Raw genomic sequence first — 15,469 nt, 5'->3', positions numbered from 1 at the left:
GTGGCGCGGCCTTTTTGATTTCAGCACTCTGCGGGAGAAACGACATGAGCGATAGCATAACCACTTTTTTCGACGCTTGGGGCATGGCGGACGATGCTGCGCGCGCGCGCGCGATCAAGCCCTGCTTCGCGGACGGCGCGTCCTACGCTGATCCGCGCTCTCCCGAACCTTTGCTCGGCCACGCAGCGATCGCAGAGTATGTGAATATGTTCAGTGCCAACGCCCCCGGTTGGAGCGCCAAAGTCGTCGATGACAGCGTCAGTGCAAACTGCCACCGTGTCACTGTCGCCTTTGGCGGCACTGGGCCGGATGGCACCGAAATGGTGCAGCATGGCCAATACTTCGCGGATATGGACGGTGACAGAATCGCCCGCATGATCGGTTTCGCCGGAACGGGAGCACCAGCATAATGACGACGGCCCCTAGCATTGAGCCAGCAATCGAACTCAAAGGTATTTCCAAAGCCTTCGGCCCGGTCCAAGCGAACAAGGATATTTCAATCCGCGTCATGCCCGGTACGATCCATGGGATTATTGGTGAAAATGGTGCGGGAAAATCCACTTTGATGTCAATTCTCTACGGGTTCTACAAAGCCGACAAAGGGGAAATTTTCATCAGTGGCAAAAAGACCCAGATCCCTGACAGCCAAGCCGCGATCGCAGCGGGCATCGGCATGGTGTTCCAGCATTTCAAGCTGGTCGAGAATTTTTCGGTACTAGAAAACATCATCCTTGGCGCTGAAGACGGACCAATGTTGCGCCCGTCCTTGGCCAAAGCCCGTCAATCCCTGACCGATCTTGCGGCAGAATACGGGTTGGACGTAGATCCGGACGCCATCGTCGAGAACCTGAGCGTGGGGCACCAGCAGCGTGTCGAAATCCTCAAAGCGCTCTACCGCCAAGCCGATATTCTGATCCTTGATGAACCCACAGGCGTGTTGACCCCCGCCGAAGCAGACCAGCTGTTTCGCATTCTCAATCGCCTGCGCGAAGAGGGAAAGACGATCATCCTGATCACTCACAAACTGCGTGAGATCATGGATACGACCGATACGGTCAGCGTCATGCGACGCGGTGAAATGACCGCTACGGTGAAAACGTCAGAGACCTCCCCTGCGGGTCTCGCGGAGTTGATGGTCGGGCGTAAAGTCTTGCTGCAAGTAGATAAAACCCCGGCCAAGCCCGGCGCAACAGTGCTCGAGGTCGAAAACCTGCGCGTTACAGATGAAAAAGGGGTCGAGCGGCTCAAGGGTATCTCGCTCGAGGTGAAAGCGGGCGAAATTCTGGGCATCGCGGGCGTTGCGGGCAACGGGCAGTCCGAACTGCTTGAAGTGCTTGGCGGCATTGCGTCGGGGACAGGAATTATCCGTATCAACGGAGAAGACATTGATGTCTCTGGCAAGTTTTCCGACGGCCAGTCACGGCGCGCGCGCGGCATTGCCCATGTGCCCGAAGATCGCCAGCGCGAGGGCCTCATTATGGATTATATGGCCTGGGAAAACACCGCCTTTGGCTATCATCGCGACCCCGCCTATCAATCTGGTATTTTTATGAACAACGCAGCGATTCGCAAAGATACCGAAGAAAAGATGGAGCGCTTCGATGTGCGCCCGCCAAATCCCAAACTTTCGGCCAAGAATTTTTCGGGTGGCAACCAGCAAAAGATTGTTCTGGCGCGCGAGATCGAGCGAAATCCTGATCTGCTGCTTATCGGTCAGCCCACACGCGGTGTCGACATCGGTGCGATCGAGTTTATTCACCAACAGATCGTCTCCTTGCGCGATCAGGGAAAAGCGATCCTGCTGGTTTCTGTCGAGCTCGATGAAATATTCGCGCTCTCGGATCGTATCGCAGTGATGTTCGACGGGCAGATCATGGGGGTCCGTGATCCTAGCAAAACAGATGAAAAAGAGCTGGGGCTGATGATGGCCGGCGTTGTTGAAGAGGAAGCCGCGTAATGGAAAAGATGCCAGCATGGGCCGACGCGGTCCTCGTTCCGCTTATCTCGCTCCTCCTCGCGGCGATCCTGTCAGCGCTGGTCATCCTCGGAATTGGCGAAGACCCTGTTGCCGCCGTCAAAATGATGGTCTCCGGCTCGCTCGGCAGCACATATGGCTGGGGTTATACACTGTATTACGCGACCAACTTCATGTTCACAGGGCTCGCTGTTTCTGTCGCCTTTCATGCGCGCATGTTCAATATTGGCGGCGAAGGTCAGGCGATGCTCGGGGGCCTCGGCGTGGCGGTTATCTGCCTTTACATGCCTTGGCCCCATTGGTCGCTGGCCCTTATTTTCGCGACGCTGTCGTCGGCTGTATTCGGCGCCGCATGGGCGTTTTTGCCAGCATACCTGCAAGCAAAACGCGGCAGTCACATCGTGATCACGACGATCATGTTCAACTTCATAGCCGCGGCTTTACTGAACTATCTTTTGGTTAACGTGATGCGCCCCGCAGGCGCGATGGACCCGGCCACGGCCAAGTTTCCCGAGGCCACACATCTGCCGACGCTGCACGATATGCTTGCCCCCTTCGGTATCGCTTTTTCTAAAGCGGCACCTGCGAACGTCTCGCTCCTCGTCGCCATGCTGGCCTGCGTTGCGGTCTACTTCCTGATCTGGCGCACACGACTCGGCTATGAAATCCGCGCTTTCGGGCACTCTGAATCCGGGGCGAAATATGCAGGCATCAGCCCTGTAAAAATTACGGTTATCGCAATGCTGATCTCGGGTGGCCTAGCCGGCATGATGGCGATCAACAACGTCATGGGCGAGAGCGAGCGATTGATCATGAACTCGACCGAGGGCGCAGGCTTCATCGGCATTGCCGTCGCTCTAATGGGCCGCTCGCATCCGCTGGGCGTGTTCCTCGCAGCGATCCTCTTTGGCTTTCTTTACCAAGGCGGCGCGGAACTGGCGCTTTGGACCTCGATCCCAAGAGAATTGATCGTGGTAATCCAAGCGCTCGTGATCCTGTTCACCGGAGCGCTGGATAACATGGTACGCATTCCGCTCGAAAAGCTGTTCTTGATGTTTCGCAAGGGAGACGCATGATGGATTTCCTCTCGATGATCCAGGTGCTCGATAGTACGATGCGCCTTGCCACGCCGCTACTTCTGGCCTGCCTTGCCGGTCTGTTTTCCGAACGCGCGGGCATTTTCGACATCGGCCTTGAAGGCAAGATGTTGGCCGCCGCCTTCTTTTCCGCCGCCATTGCAGCGATGACAGGCTCTGTCTGGCTTGGTTTGCTTGCCGGTATCGCCGCATCTTTGGTGCTTGCGGGTATTCACGGACTTGCCTCGATCACCTTTCGCGGCAACCAGCTTATTTCCGGCGTCGCCATCAATTTTCTTGCCGCGGGAATGACCGTTTTGATCGCACAGAGCTGGTTTAGCCAAGGCGGACGCACGCCTTCGCTTATGGGCGGTGGGCGCTTCAATCCAATAGAATTGCCATTTGCAGAAGCGCTCAGCGGTGTCCCCTATCTTGGGCCAATCTATTCAGAACTGATTTCAGGCCACACCATTCTGGTCTATGTCGCTTTGGCAGCTGTTCCTGCAACCTGGTGGCTGCTCTATCGCACGCGGTTTGGTCTGCGTTTGCGCGCGGTCGGCGAAAATCCTGCCGCGGTCGATACCGCCGGCGTGTCCGTCGTCGGTCTGCGCTTTGCCGCTGTCGCCATTTGCGGCGTGCTTTGCGGCGTTGCTGGCGCGTATCTTGCCACGGGCCTGCAAGCGGGTTTCGTCAAGGATATGACGGCGGGTCGCGGCTTTATCGCGCTTGCTGCGCTTATTTTTGCCAAGTGGCGTCCGTGGTATGCACTTAGTGCTTGCCTGCTCTTCGGCTTCTTGCAGGCCATCGCGCTGCGCTATCAGAACATCGATCTTTGGGCCTTCACCGTGCCGGTTCAAGTGATGGATGCTTTGCCCTATATCCTGACCGTTGTGATCCTTGCCGGATTTGTTGGAAAGGCCATTCCACCGCGCGCCGGGGGCGAGCCTTACGTGAAAGAAAGATAGCAGGGAGTATAGCCAGTTTGCGCCACCGCTTCAAACCAGTTTGGCAAAATTTCGTGCCAGACCTTGCGCGCTAGACCAGTCGCGGTTTAGGAGTGTCTATGCAAATCTACCTTCCCATCGCCGAAGTTTCGGTAAACGCCTTCCTCCTGTTGGGGTTGGGTGGGCTTGTGGGTGTTTTGTCAGGCATGTTCGGGGTCGGCGGCGGCTTTTTAATGACGCCGCTCTTATTCTTCATCGGCATCCCCCCTGCGGTCGCGGTTGCCACGGAAGCGAACCAAATTGTCGCCTCGTCCTTCTCGGGTGTTTTAGCCCACGTCAAACGGAAATCGGTCGATTTCAGGATGGGAACGGTGCTGCTAATCGGCGGACTTGTCGGAGCAGCATTAGGCGTTCTAGTCTTTAATTATCTCAAGAGCCTTGGGCAGGTCGATCTTCTGGTCAAGCTCTGTTACGTCGTCTTCCTTGGCATCATCGGCGCTTTGATGTTCGTCGAAAGCCTGAACGCGATCCGAAAATCAAAAAAGCCCGGCGGCGCACCAAAGCGTAAGCAGCGTGGCTGGATTCACGCCCTGCCCTTCAAGATGCGTTTTCGCACATCGGGTCTTTATATTTCGGTCATTCCACCCCTGATCGTCGGCGTCGCTGTCGGTATTCTGGCGGCAATTATGGGTGTTGGCGGCGGCTTCGTAATGGTTCCTGCCATGATCTATCTGCTAGGCATGCCAACCAAAGTGGTCGTTGGAACCTCGCTCTTCCAGATTATCTTTGTGACCGCTTTCACCACGCTTTTGCACGCAACAACAAACTTCACTGTCGATATGGTGCTTGCCGTTCTGCTGCTTGTCGGTGGTGTGATCGGTGCGCAGGTCGGCACGCGGATCGGCACCCGTCTCAAGGCGGAGCAATTGCGTATTTTGCTCGCGATCATGGTGCTTGCCGTATGCGGCAAACTGGCGTTCGATTTGCTGTTAATGCCCTCCGAGCTGTATTCGCTCGGCGCATCGGGCGGCCATTAGATGCTGCGCGCCCTCGCCCTTTTGATCACCCTTGCGCTGCCTGCCTCCGCCGAAGAGGTGGTGCTTGGCCTATCGCAAACAAAAGTTTCGATCACGACGAATTTCGACGGTTCGGAAATTTTCATCTTTGGAGCCGTCAAACGCGAAACCGAAATTCCGACGGGCGATCCCCTGCAAGTGATCATCGCGATCCAAGGACCGTCCGAGCCACTGACGGTGCGGCGCAAGGAAAAACGCTATGGCATCTGGATCAACACAGAAGCCGTCGAAGTGGACGCAGCGCCCAGCTTTTACGCGGTCGCAACCAGCGCGCCTTTCGCCGATGTCCTGAGCGCGACGGAAGACCTGCGTTACAAGATTTCCATTCCGCGCGCGATCCGCTCTGTCGGGGCACCGATGGAGGTGGCAGATTCACAAAGTTTCACGGACGCGGTCATTCGTATTCGTAAGGCAAACGATCTGTTTCAGGTGCATGAAGGCACTATCGAGTTCAACGAGGAAACCTTGTTTCGCACCTCGATCGCAATGCCTGCAAACCTCACAGAAGGCGTATATAGCACACGCATCTTCCTGACGCGTAGCGGCAAGGTCGTGTCGGAGTACGAGACCGAAATCGAAGTGAGCAAGGTCGGGCTTGAGCGGTGGTTGTTCACCCTCTCGCGTCAACAGCCACTACTCTATGGACTGCTCTCTCTTGCCATCGCGATCATCGCAGGCTGGGGCGCGTCGGCAATCTTTACGGTTCTTCGCAGAAACTAGAAGCGATTATCCACGCCCGATGAAGGGCATTTTGCTCGCCATCACTGTCATAAATTGCACGTTCGCTTCAGCTGGCAGACCTGCCATATGAAGCACAGCGCGCGCGGCATTTTCAACATCCATCGCAGGCAACGCGGGCAAGCCTTCAACGGCACGACGTTTTTCCAGATCAAGCACCATCTCGGTGCGTGCATTGCCGATGTCAATCTGACCGCAGGCAATATCATGGGCCCGTCCGTCTAGCGAAAGCGTCTTGGTCAATCCCGTAATCGCGTGTTTGGTGGTCGTGTAACCAACCGACATCTCACGCGGGCTATGCGCCGAAATGGAGCCATTGTTGATAATGCGCCCACCCTTGGGATTTTGGGCTTTCATTTGGGCATAGGACGCCTGTGCTGCCAAAAACATACCGTTCAAATTTACATCGACCACAGCGCGCCAGTCCGCGTAGCTGATCGCGTCAATCTCGCCCTGTGCGCCGAACATGCCCGCGTTGTTGAACAAAACATCCAGTCGGCCAGCCTCCTGCACAAATCCTTGCACCGCTGCGCTCATCGCACCGGGGTCCGTCACATCAGCGGGGCATGCAACGGCTGTGTCATAGCGCGCTGCAATATCTTCGAGCATGTCCGCGCGGCGCGCAACCAGACCGACGCGCCAACCCTCGCTCAGAAACAACTCAGCTGTGGCGCGCCCGATGCCGGAACTCGCGCCCGTGATCAGAATACTTTTCATATTTCTTCGCTCTCCAGCGTTAGCGTCGCAGCAGGCGCTGCGCGCAAATCATCGACCCGTAGCGCGCCCGTGGGGCGCGAAAGGCGATTGCGCGTCACCCAGATCAGGCGTTCTTGGGCGCGCGTGATTGCGACATAGGCGAGCCGTTTCCAAAGGGGTTGGCCCGCTTCGACCCGCCCCATACGCGCCGCAACAAACAAATCAGGCGAGAACACTTGCACCGTATCCCACTGGCTGCCCTGCGCCTTGTGGATCGTGACCGCCGCACCGTGCAAAAACGTTGCGCCCATGCGCGCGGCGAAAGGGATGAATGGCTCTTCCTCATCCGGTTTTTCAATCTTTACAATCGAGGCGGCCGAGACCTGCGGATCTTCTGCGCCCATGACATGAAGGCGCGAAAACCCCGGTTTGCGGCCATGTCCAAGGTAGATAACCTGCGCTCCTTTGATTAATCCACGCGCTTCAAGATCGAGGCGCTTTTTGCGGTGCTTCAAAGGCAATTCGATGCCGTCACAGATCAGCGGCTCGCCCTCGAGAAGTGCATCTTCGGGCGCGCCGTGGACCGCGCGGAACGCGTTGATCAGGCGGATACGCGTTGCGTTGCGCCAGACGAGAACCGGCGAGCGCGCCATCAAATCGGCCTCGACCCGCTGGCCCCAAATTACGCGTTCATCTTTACGCGCAGCCTCTTCTATCATGCACTCGAAATCTTGAAATTGCAGTTGTGGATCCGCCAGCGCATGCGCGAGATCAAGGATCGGATTATCCGCATCCTGCCGGTGAATGCGGCTGAGTTCCAACTTATTTGGCCCCGTCAGCCCGTCAAAAACCATCGTCCCGGATTGATTGACAGGCGCAAGTTGGGCTGGATCGCCAAACAGCACAAGCGTCGGAAAAATCTCTTTGAGATCATTGAATTGCTTGTCGTCCAGCATGGATGATTCATCAACAAACCCAATATCAAGCGGGTCTTCGCGCCGCTTCCAGCCTGTGATGAAATCGGAGCCGCGAAGGCCCGCGGTCGCCAACGCGCCAGGGACAGATTTGTTGGTTTGGTAAAAGGCAAGCGCGCGATCGAGGGCGAGGTCCGTCAAGCCCTCAATCACAGGCCTCTCGCCGTTTCCAGCAAGCCACTCAGCGACTTTCTCATACTCGGGATCATAGACCGGCGTGTATAAAATGCGGTGGATCGTCGTCGCAGGTACGCCGCGCATGCGCAGAACTGACGCCGCTTTGTTCGTCGGCGCAAGGATCGCTAGCGTGCGTTTGTCTTTCTTCTTGCGGCTCTCGAAATCACCGGAAACGATATCGACGCCTGCGCCCTCCAGCGCTTTGTAAAGCTCTGCGAGCAATAGTGTTTTGCCCGATCCCGCCTTGCCGATCAGCGCCATGACGCTTTGCTCTTTGCCGCGCGGCGGCATGAGCAGAGAATCCTCCAGATCAATGCCGGCATGGCGCAGCATTTGGGCCACGGCATCAAAGGCGGCGGCTTGATCATCAGAGAGGGTCACGGCGGGGAGTTTCATGAAGGGCAGACTATCCGCGCCCCGAAGCGAGTGCCAGCGCTGGTTTGCGCCCTTATGCCGATTGTGCCAGCGGCGGGTGACCGGCACCGAAGGCGCGTGCGAACCACTGGCGCGACAAAGATGCAGAAATTCCAGCTTTGGCCCCGACGCGCGCGCGTGCTTGCTCGCTGAAGGACCAAAGCCCGATGCTGATTTTCTCTTTACCTGCACCCATCGCACCCAAGATTTCCGGGCTAGCGCCGATCCTGCGATAGATGCGCACCATGCGCGCGTCAAAGACGCCGACGAAATGTTTAACGCCGAAGTTTTCCATCACTTCCCCGCCGGCAAGCATCAGAGCGGCGGCGGTGCGCGGCTCTGCACCGCGCGAGAGACAGAAACGGGTGCATTCCCAAATCAACGGGCTGCGCACTTCGCCGCCGCCAAGGATATCGGCAAAATGTTCGTTAACCATGGTGCGCCCCGTGCTGGGCAAGAGCCGCATAGAGCCGCCGTGTGTGCCATCCGGCTTTTCATAAATTACGTAGAGCGGGTTCATGGCGTCGTATTGATCACGCTCACGGCCCGCGCCGTCGACTTCGACGTCCCAGCCAAGCCGCATCTTGAATTGATCGGCGCGATCAAGAAACATCGCCTCTTCCAGCTTGGGCATTTTGCTTAACTGGTCGCCATAAAGATATCGGATCATACTCGAACTCCCCATTTCCATGACGGGGAAGAGTGGCGCGAGGGAATGAAACCTTGGTGAACACTACGCGCGCTATCACGCAAAATGGTTAAACAACGATTAATCCACGGCTCATCGCGCGTGCAACGGCATGGGTCGTGTTGATCGCCCCCAGTTTGAAGCGCGCCGATTCAATGTAGACGCGCAGCGTATGTTCAGAGATCGCCATCGTGTCAGCCGCCTGTGCGCGGTTCAGACCCATGGCAAGAAATGTCATCGCATCGGTTTCGCGCGGCGATAGCGCACGAGATGCTTCTGGAAGGCGGTCCGGCTCAAACTCGAGCGCTTTTTGATTAAAGAAATGAGCAAGCAATATTAGCGGCCTACGGTTGGTTTTAGTAAACTCGTCCCAATCCGTATCACTGCAATTATGCGACGCCGTGAACAGTGCATATTGCCCGTTTGGCCCCCGGATCGGAATGGAAAACCCCTGATTGCCAACACCGAACTCGATCGCTTCGCGTCTGAAACTTCGCGCCGCTTTAGACGACCAATCAAGCCGCTTCCAATCCACCGGATGAAACCGCTGATAGCACCCCAGAACTACAGGATCGATCCGAAGATAATCCTTTTCAATATACCGGTCGACCCAGGCAGGCGCATAGGTGCCGCAGCCATATTGATCCCCTTGACTGTTAACCCAATGATAAACCAAGTGGTCGATGCAGTAAGTATCACGCAGTTTGATGATGACCGCCTGCAGGTCTTCAAGCTCGGAAGCGTGTTCCAAGTCGGCCAGGCTGCGGTCCACGTCCGCATGGTTCACAATTTGAGCCAATAGATTGCCTTTCGGTCAGGTCCTCGAGCTCAGCCGCAGCAATGCGGTGGGTTTCGTCCAATTGCGCCGCAAGAGTTGGAAGATCGTTGAGCGCCGCAAAAGTTTTCAGATCCGTAAGAACGTCGAGTATCCAAGTGTGTTTCATAAGACTCTCGCTATCAGTTGTTAATGAAAGGTTAACACAACTATAGCACGAGCGAGTTAATTTTCGGTATTCACGAAAAACAACTCCCCAAAAATAGGGAGGGGCCACCAACCAAGCCTCTGGCTTTGCACAAACCAGCCCAGCAAAATATGAAAGGCCCGCGATCACTTTCATGATTCGCAGGCCTATTGTTTCGCGATCGGAAACAGTCAGATATTAACGGGCTGAAAGAGTATCCTCAAATGTGCGTAGGCCAGTTTTCGGAGCCTGCACTAACACCGACATGTTGCCCGGCTTATGCTCGTTGCGCAGCATCTTCATATGCGCCGCCGGCAGATCACCCCATTCGAAAACTTCGGACATGCACGGATCGAGGCGACGTTCGACCATCAGGTTGTTCGCAGCGGACGCCTGCGCAAGATGCGCGAAATGGCTGCCCTGAAGGCGCTTTTGGTGCATCCACATATAGCGCACGTCGAACGTCAGGTTGAAGCCGGTGGTACCCGCGCAAATCACGACCATACCGCCCTGTTTACACACAAACGTGGACACGGGGAACGTCGCTTCACCGGGGTGTTCAAAGACCATATCAACATTGTTGCCCTTGCCGGTGATATCCCAGATCGCCTTGCCAAACTTACGCGCTTCTTTGAACCACTCCGCATATTCAGGCGTGTTCACAGTAGGGAGTTGACCCCAACAGTTGAAATCCTTGCGGTTCAGCACGCCCTTGGCACCAAGGCCCATGACGAAATCACGCTTGTCCTCGTCCGAGATTACACCGATCGCATTCGCTCCGGCCGTGTTGATCAACTGGATCGCATAAGAGCCAAGGCCGCCCGATGCACCCCAGACCAGAACATTCTGACCGGGCTTCAAATCATGTGGTTCATGGCCGAACAGCATGCGATATGCAGTGGCGAGTGTCAGCGTATAGCACGCCGCCTCTTCCCACGTCAGATGCTTGGGGCGCGGCATAAGTTGCTGCGCCTGCACATTGGTGAACTGCGCGAAAGAGCCATCAGGCGTCTCGTAACCCCAAATCCGCTGGGACGGGGAGTACATCGGATCGCCGCCATTGCAGTGCTCGTCGTCGCCGTCATCCTGATTGCAGTGGATCACCACCTCATCACCGATTTTCCAGCGCTTCACCTTATCACCAACCGCCCATACGATGCCGGACGCATCGGAGCCTGCGATATGGTAGGGCTGCTTGTGACCATCAAAGGGCGAAATCGGCTGGCCCAAAGCGGCCCAAACACCGTTATAATTAACGCCGGCAGCCATCACGAGGACCAGCACTTCGTGGCTGTCCAGAACCGGCACATCCACCACTTCTTGCTGCATAGCTGTATCAGGTTCGCCATGACGTTCGCGGCGGATCGTCCACGCGTACATCTTCTTCGGGACATAGCCCAAAGGCGGCATTTCACCCATTTCGTAGAGGTCTTTTTCAGGCGCATCATACGCCACAATTCCGGTTTCTGTATCCAGAGCCATGTTGGCCTCCTGCTATTTTCCGTTTGCCGCAACGCAGAATCGTTACTTGCACACAGGAAGTAGAGAGCACTGCGCAATAATGCAACACATGAAAGTCATTTTTTGTAATTTTATAACCCAGCGACCGCAGCATTAATGCTGCAGTAGCAGCGTCACTTGATCAGGTGTACGATCGAATTGGCATAATAGGTAAGTGCAGGACGTTGATCTTCATCGGCAAGAACCTTGTCGCCCTCAACACGCAAAATGCGGCGTTCGCAAAGATGTTTCAGAGCAATTTCAGCCGCATAGCCCAGATCATCGCGCGGCATATGAACATAGGCCGTGTTCATACGCGCGATCAATCCCTGCATCAAAACTGCCAATTCAGATTTCAACACCACAGGCTGCTCCAACATCACGCTCGCCAACAAGGGCACGGGCACCACAGGTACCACCTCAGCGATGCGCTCCATCAACTCATCCGCCAAATGCTCTGCATCGGGCACCCCCAGCGTTTCCGCGTGCGCGCGCAAAGATACGGGGCGGCCAAAGCTGACAGCGGCATAGCCAAAGCGATGAAACCGCCCGGTCATACGCAGCCAGATCTGCTTCATAAAAAAACCGGCGATCACGCTGATGCGAGCGCGAAACCGGCGCGTGCCTGAGGCGTTTGCCTCCATCAAGATACGATCCTCGAGCACCCGGTCATAATTCAGCGCCACAGGCACAAAGAGAACGTCGCGCCCACCCTCCTGATATCCGTCGGCGATATATTTCAGCAGACCCAACTTTGGCTTGGCCAGCTTACCATCCAGCGAAAGCCCGCCCTCGGGAAACATTGCCTGCGTCACGCCCGCTTGCGTGGCAAGATGGACGTAGCGCGCCAAAACACGGCGATACAGATCACCGCGCGATTTACGGCGAATGAAATAGGCCCCCATCGCTTTGATGAGCCGGCTGAGCGGCCAAACCCGCGCCCACTCGCCTACGGCATAGGCTAGCGCGGAGCGCTCGGCAGCAAGGTAAGTGACCAACACGTAATCCATATTGGAGCGGTGATTGATCACGAAAACCACCGTCGCATCCTTGTCGAGACCACTAAGCCCCGCACCATCGTGATAGCCAAGGCGCACACGATAAAGCGCGTTGCTCAGGCCGCGCGCGATACGGATGGCAAAGCCGAAATAGGCGGTTGCGCTGAACGAGGGTACGATTTCGCGCGCATAGCGCCGGGCCTGCTCGAAGGCGACGTTTTCAGGCACGCCATTGCGCTTGGCATGATCGGCAATCGCCTGACTGACCTCGGGATCATAAATCAAGCGCTGGATCATATCGTAGCGCCGCGCCAATTTGAACGGCTCGATTGGCCGCTCGAGACGCTCGTTCACGCGCTTGACGACACGCTCCATGCGCCGCCTGAAAAACCAGCGCACAGAGGGGAATAGAAAATGGGACGCAAAAGTAACGACCGCGAAAAGCAGGATCAGCACAAAAAGCCAAATAGGCAGTTCCACGGTTTGCATCATGGGTTGACCCTTGCAGCAAGGCAGCCCGCGGGTAAATAAGTTTCTTGACCCTCTTGCATGGATATCGCGCAAATGACTGACTTTCGCATCACCCCCGGTTTTAGCAACGCTGAACGCACGCTTGCCGCAGAACTGTATTGGGAGGCATTTGGCAACAAGCTCGCACTAGGCCTTGGCCCCGAGAGCAAGGCCAAGGCGTTTCTGGCGCGCGTTGCAAACCCCGATTTTGCCCTTTGTGCGCGCGACGACGATGGCGCGCTACTTGGCATCGCAGGGTTCAAAACCAGCGAAGGAGCATTGATCGGTGGCGGCTTCGCAGACTTAAGCGCGATCTACGGCACGTTCGGTGCCGCTTGGCGTGGTCTATTGCTTTCGCTGCTAGAGCGTGATCTGCAAGGCGGCTCGCTTCTTATGGACGGGATATTCACCACACAGGCAGCGCGCGGCAAGGGCGTCGGAACCGCCCTGCTGCGCGCGATCAAGCAAGACGCCATGGCCCGTGGTTGCAGCGAAGTACGCCTGGACGTGATCGACACCAACCCCCGCGCCCGTGCGCTGTACGAGCGTGAAGGCTTTGTCGCAGGCAAGGTCCAGCGCCTCGGGCCGCTCAAATACCTGTTCGGCTTTTCTAGCGCCACGGAAATGCGCGCCACGCTGCAGCCGCATTCGCGATAATGCCGCAACGCGGCGAATTGACAGTTGCGCAAAATTCCACATATACATGCTCAAACGCAATAAAATTACGCACACCATTCAAAGAGGTCCGCCATGCCCGACACACAAGCACCCGTGAAAAAAGATCGCCCATGGCTTATTCGCACCTACGCAGGGCACTCGACGGCCAAGGCCTCCAACGCCCTCTATCGCGGCAATCTGGCTAAGGGTCAGACAGGTCTTTCAGTGGCTTTCGATCTGCCCACGCAAACCGGCTATGACAGCGATCACGTGCTTGCGCGCGGCGAAGTTGGCAAGGTCGGCGTACCTATATGCCACCTTGGCGATATGCGGCAATTGTTTGACGATATCCCGCTAGAAGACATGAACACCTCCATGACCATCAACGCAACTGCCCCTTGGCTGCTGGCTCTCTACGTCGCCGCTGCCGAAGAGCAAGGCGCAGATGTGAGCAAGCTGCAAGGCACGGTCCAGAACGATTTGATCAAGGAATACCTGTCGCGCGGCACTTATATCTGCCCGCCAAAACCCTCCCTCAAGATGATCGCGGACGTAGCCGAATATTGCTACACGAACATCCCCAAATGGAACCCGATGAACGTATGTTCCTACCATCTGCAAGAGGCCGGTGCGACGCCAGAGCAAGAGCTTGCCTTTGCCCTTGCCACAGCCACCGCCGTTCTGGACGAGCTGCGCCCGCGCGTCCCTGCAGAAGATTTTCCGGTCCTCGTCGGTCGTATCTCCTTCTTTGTGAACGCAGGCATCCGTTTCGTCACCGAAATGTGCAAAATGCGCGGCTTCGTCGATCTATGGGATGAAATTTGCGAAACGCGCTATGGCGTCAGCGATCCCAAGATGCGCCGTTTTCGCTATGGTGTGCAGGTCAACTCGCTCGGCTTAACAGAGCAGCAGCCCGAAAATAACGTCTACCGTATACTTATCGAAATGCTGGCCGTGACCTTGTCCAAAAACGCCCGCGCCCGGGCTGTGCAATTGCCTGCATGGAACGAAGCGCTCGGCCTGCCGCGCCCATGGGATCAGCAATGGTCAATGCGCATGCAGCAAATCCTCGCGTTTGAAACCGACCTGCTGGAATTCGACGACCTCTTCGATGGCAACCCCGCCGTTGATCGCAAGGTGGAAGAACTTAAGAAAGGCGCGCGCGCTGAATTGGCGAACCTCGATAGCATGGGCGGCGCGATTGATGCGATCGACTACATGAAATCCCGCCTTGTGGACAGCAACGCAGAGCGCCTGAACCGGATCGAGCGCAATGAAACCGTTGTGGTCGGCGTGAATAAATACACCACGAGCGAACCCTCGCCATTGCAAACTGCTGACGGCGGCATCATGGTTGTGGACCCCGCTGTAGAAGCTGAACAAATCGGCCGCCTTGATCAGTGGCGCAGCAGCCGGAATGCAAGCGCAGTCAACACCGCCCTCACTGCGCTGCGCGACGCCGCTGCAAAGGGTGAAAACATCATGCCCGCGTCGATTGCCGCTGCGAAGGCTGGCGTCACAACAGGCGAATGGGCCGCACAAATGCGCAGCGTTCATGGCGAATATCGCGGACCAACAGGCGTGTCTGCCGCCGTATCGAACAAGACCGAAGGCCTTGATGACATCCGCGATGCGGTGAATGTGGTCAGCGACAAGCTAGGCCGCCGTCTCAAATTCCTTGTCGGAAAACCGGGCCTTGATGGGCACTCCAACGGCTCCGAGCAGATCGCCTTTCGCGCGCGCGATTGCGGCATGGATATCTCCTACGATGGCATCCGCATGACGCCCGAGGAACTGGTCGCTTCCGCGCTGGAAACCAAGGCGCATGTGGTCGGTCTTTCGATCCTTTCGGGCAGTCATATTCCCCTTGTTGAGGAAATGATGACCCGCATGCGCGAGGCCGGTCTAGGCGACACGCCGGTTATCGTCGGCGGCATTATTCCTGATGACGATGCCAAACGATTACTGGCGATGGGGGTTGCGCGCGTTTATACGCCGAAGGACTTTGAGTTGAACACGATCATGCAAGATATCGTGACGCTCGCAGACCCTGCCGCAGTCGCCGCTGAGTGATTGACGCAATC

General features: G+C 56.6%; 14 protein-coding genes. 8 read left to right on the top strand and 6 right to left on the bottom strand.

The features are described from left to right. Positions 1-44 precede the first annotated feature (44 nt). From B9P63_RS02325 to B9P63_RS02300, 6 genes are all read left to right on the top strand, one after another. Complete coding sequence (locus tag B9P63_RS02325) at positions 45-410, top strand: nuclear transport factor 2 family protein (RefSeq protein ID WP_085306914.1); 366 nt, start codon at positions 45-47, stop codon at positions 408-410. Further along, the gene (locus tag B9P63_RS02320; RefSeq protein WP_085306913.1) at positions 410-1,957 is read left to right on the top strand and encodes an ABC transporter ATP-binding protein; all 1,548 of its coding nucleotides are present in this window, start codon (positions 410-412) and stop codon (positions 1,955-1,957) included. Before B9P63_RS02325 ends, B9P63_RS02320 begins: the two co-directional genes overlap by 1 nt. After that, positions 1,957-3,051, top strand: a complete 1,095-nt coding sequence (locus B9P63_RS02315) for an ABC transporter permease (protein ID WP_085306912.1) — start codon at positions 1,957-1,959, stop codon at positions 3,049-3,051. The genes B9P63_RS02320 and B9P63_RS02315 overlap by 1 nt, the downstream gene beginning before the upstream one ends. Further along, complete coding sequence (locus tag B9P63_RS02310; protein WP_085307067.1) at positions 3,051-4,016, top strand: ABC transporter permease; 966 nt, start codon at positions 3,051-3,053, stop codon at positions 4,014-4,016. Before B9P63_RS02315 ends, B9P63_RS02310 begins: the two co-directional genes overlap by 1 nt. A 98-nt stretch (positions 4,017-4,114) precedes the next feature. Further along, a complete protein-coding gene (locus B9P63_RS02305) occupies positions 4,115-5,032 on the top strand; it encodes a sulfite exporter TauE/SafE family protein (protein ID WP_085306911.1) in 918 nt (305 codons plus the stop codon). Continuing rightward, positions 5,033-5,791, top strand: a complete 759-nt coding sequence (locus B9P63_RS02300; RefSeq protein ID WP_085306910.1) for a TIGR02186 family protein — start codon at positions 5,033-5,035, stop codon at positions 5,789-5,791. Positions 5,792-5,797: 6 nt separating this feature from the next. Here the strand turns inward: B9P63_RS02300 and B9P63_RS02295 are convergent, their stop codons facing one another. The 6 genes from B9P63_RS02295 to B9P63_RS02265 form a co-directional block, all read right to left on the bottom strand. Further along, complete coding sequence (locus B9P63_RS02295; protein ID WP_085306909.1) at positions 5,798-6,526, bottom strand: SDR family oxidoreductase; 729 nt, start codon at positions 6,524-6,526, stop codon at positions 5,798-5,800. Beyond that, positions 6,523-8,052 carry an ATP-dependent DNA helicase gene (locus tag B9P63_RS02290; RefSeq protein ID WP_085307065.1) on the bottom strand — a complete coding sequence of 510 codons (1,530 nt, stop codon included), beginning with the start codon at positions 8,050-8,052 and terminating at the stop codon, positions 6,523-6,525. The genes B9P63_RS02295 and B9P63_RS02290 overlap by 4 nt, the downstream gene beginning before the upstream one ends. A gap of 52 nt (positions 8,053-8,104) precedes the next feature. Next, a complete protein-coding gene (locus B9P63_RS02285) occupies positions 8,105-8,740 on the bottom strand; it encodes an acyl-homoserine-lactone synthase (RefSeq protein WP_085307066.1) in 636 nt (211 codons plus the stop codon). A gap of 88 nt (positions 8,741-8,828) precedes the next feature. Then, positions 8,829-9,548 (bottom strand): helix-turn-helix transcriptional regulator, encoded by a 720-nt coding sequence (locus B9P63_RS02280; protein ID WP_245830537.1) that lies wholly within the window; start codon positions 9,546-9,548, stop codon positions 8,829-8,831. 370 nt (positions 9,549-9,918) lie between these two features. After that, positions 9,919-11,202 (bottom strand): crotonyl-CoA carboxylase/reductase, encoded by a 1,284-nt coding sequence (ccrA, locus tag B9P63_RS02270; protein ID WP_085306906.1) that lies wholly within the window; start codon positions 11,200-11,202, stop codon positions 9,919-9,921. A 152-nt stretch (positions 11,203-11,354) separates the two neighbouring features. Next, the gene (locus B9P63_RS02265; protein ID WP_085306905.1) at positions 11,355-12,710 is read right to left on the bottom strand and encodes a 1-acyl-sn-glycerol-3-phosphate acyltransferase; all 1,356 of its coding nucleotides are present in this window, start codon (positions 12,708-12,710) and stop codon (positions 11,355-11,357) included. A gap of 72 nt (positions 12,711-12,782) precedes the next feature. Between B9P63_RS02265 and B9P63_RS02260 the strand changes: the two genes are divergently transcribed. Together B9P63_RS02260 and B9P63_RS02255 are read left to right on the top strand one after the other, a co-directional pair. Next, entirely contained in the window at positions 12,783-13,385 is a 603-nt protein-coding gene (locus B9P63_RS02260) for a GNAT family N-acetyltransferase (protein ID WP_085307064.1), read from the top strand. Positions 13,386-13,478: 93 nt separating this feature from the next. Beyond that, on the top strand, positions 13,479-15,458 hold the full coding sequence (locus B9P63_RS02255) for a protein meaA (protein ID WP_085306904.1): 1,980 nt from the start codon (positions 13,479-13,481) through the stop codon (positions 15,456-15,458). Positions 15,459-15,469: the final 11 nt, after the last annotated feature.

This window comes from Planktotalea arctica (genome assembly GCF_002105285.1).
Taxonomy (GTDB): Bacteria; Pseudomonadota; Alphaproteobacteria; order Rhodobacterales; family Rhodobacteraceae; genus Planktotalea; species Planktotalea arctica.
The sequence above is the reverse complement of the archived record's forward strand: the minus strand, read 5'-3'. Positions and strand labels throughout refer to the sequence as shown.

Coding starts and splice junctions, on each gene's coding strand:
- B9P63_RS02255 (WP_085306904.1), top strand. CDS start 13,479: ATGCCCGACACACAAGCACCCGTGAAAAAAGATCGCCCATGGCTTATT.
- ccrA (WP_085306906.1), bottom strand. CDS start 11,202: ATGGCTCTGGATACAGAAACCGGAATTGTGGCGTATGATGCGCCTGAA.
- B9P63_RS02260 (WP_085307064.1), top strand. CDS start 12,783: ATGACTGACTTTCGCATCACCCCCGGTTTTAGCAACGCTGAACGCACG.
- B9P63_RS02295 (WP_085306909.1), bottom strand. CDS start 6,526: ATGAAAAGTATTCTGATCACGGGCGCGAGTTCCGGCATCGGGCGCGCC.
- B9P63_RS02310 (WP_085307067.1), top strand. CDS start 3,051: ATGGATTTCCTCTCGATGATCCAGGTGCTCGATAGTACGATGCGCCTT.
- B9P63_RS02325 (WP_085306914.1), top strand. CDS start 45: ATGAGCGATAGCATAACCACTTTTTTCGACGCTTGGGGCATGGCGGAC.
- B9P63_RS02315 (WP_085306912.1), top strand. CDS start 1,957: ATGGAAAAGATGCCAGCATGGGCCGACGCGGTCCTCGTTCCGCTTATC.
- B9P63_RS02285 (WP_085307066.1), bottom strand. CDS start 8,740: ATGATCCGATATCTTTATGGCGACCAGTTAAGCAAAATGCCCAAGCTG.
- B9P63_RS02290 (WP_085307065.1), bottom strand. CDS start 8,052: ATGAAACTCCCCGCCGTGACCCTCTCTGATGATCAAGCCGCCGCCTTT.
- B9P63_RS02300 (WP_085306910.1), top strand. CDS start 5,033: ATGCTGCGCGCCCTCGCCCTTTTGATCACCCTTGCGCTGCCTGCCTCC.
- B9P63_RS02305 (WP_085306911.1), top strand. CDS start 4,115: ATGCAAATCTACCTTCCCATCGCCGAAGTTTCGGTAAACGCCTTCCTC.
- B9P63_RS02265 (WP_085306905.1), bottom strand. CDS start 12,710: ATGATGCAAACCGTGGAACTGCCTATTTGGCTTTTTGTGCTGATCCTG.
- B9P63_RS02320 (WP_085306913.1), top strand. CDS start 410: ATGACGACGGCCCCTAGCATTGAGCCAGCAATCGAACTCAAAGGTATT.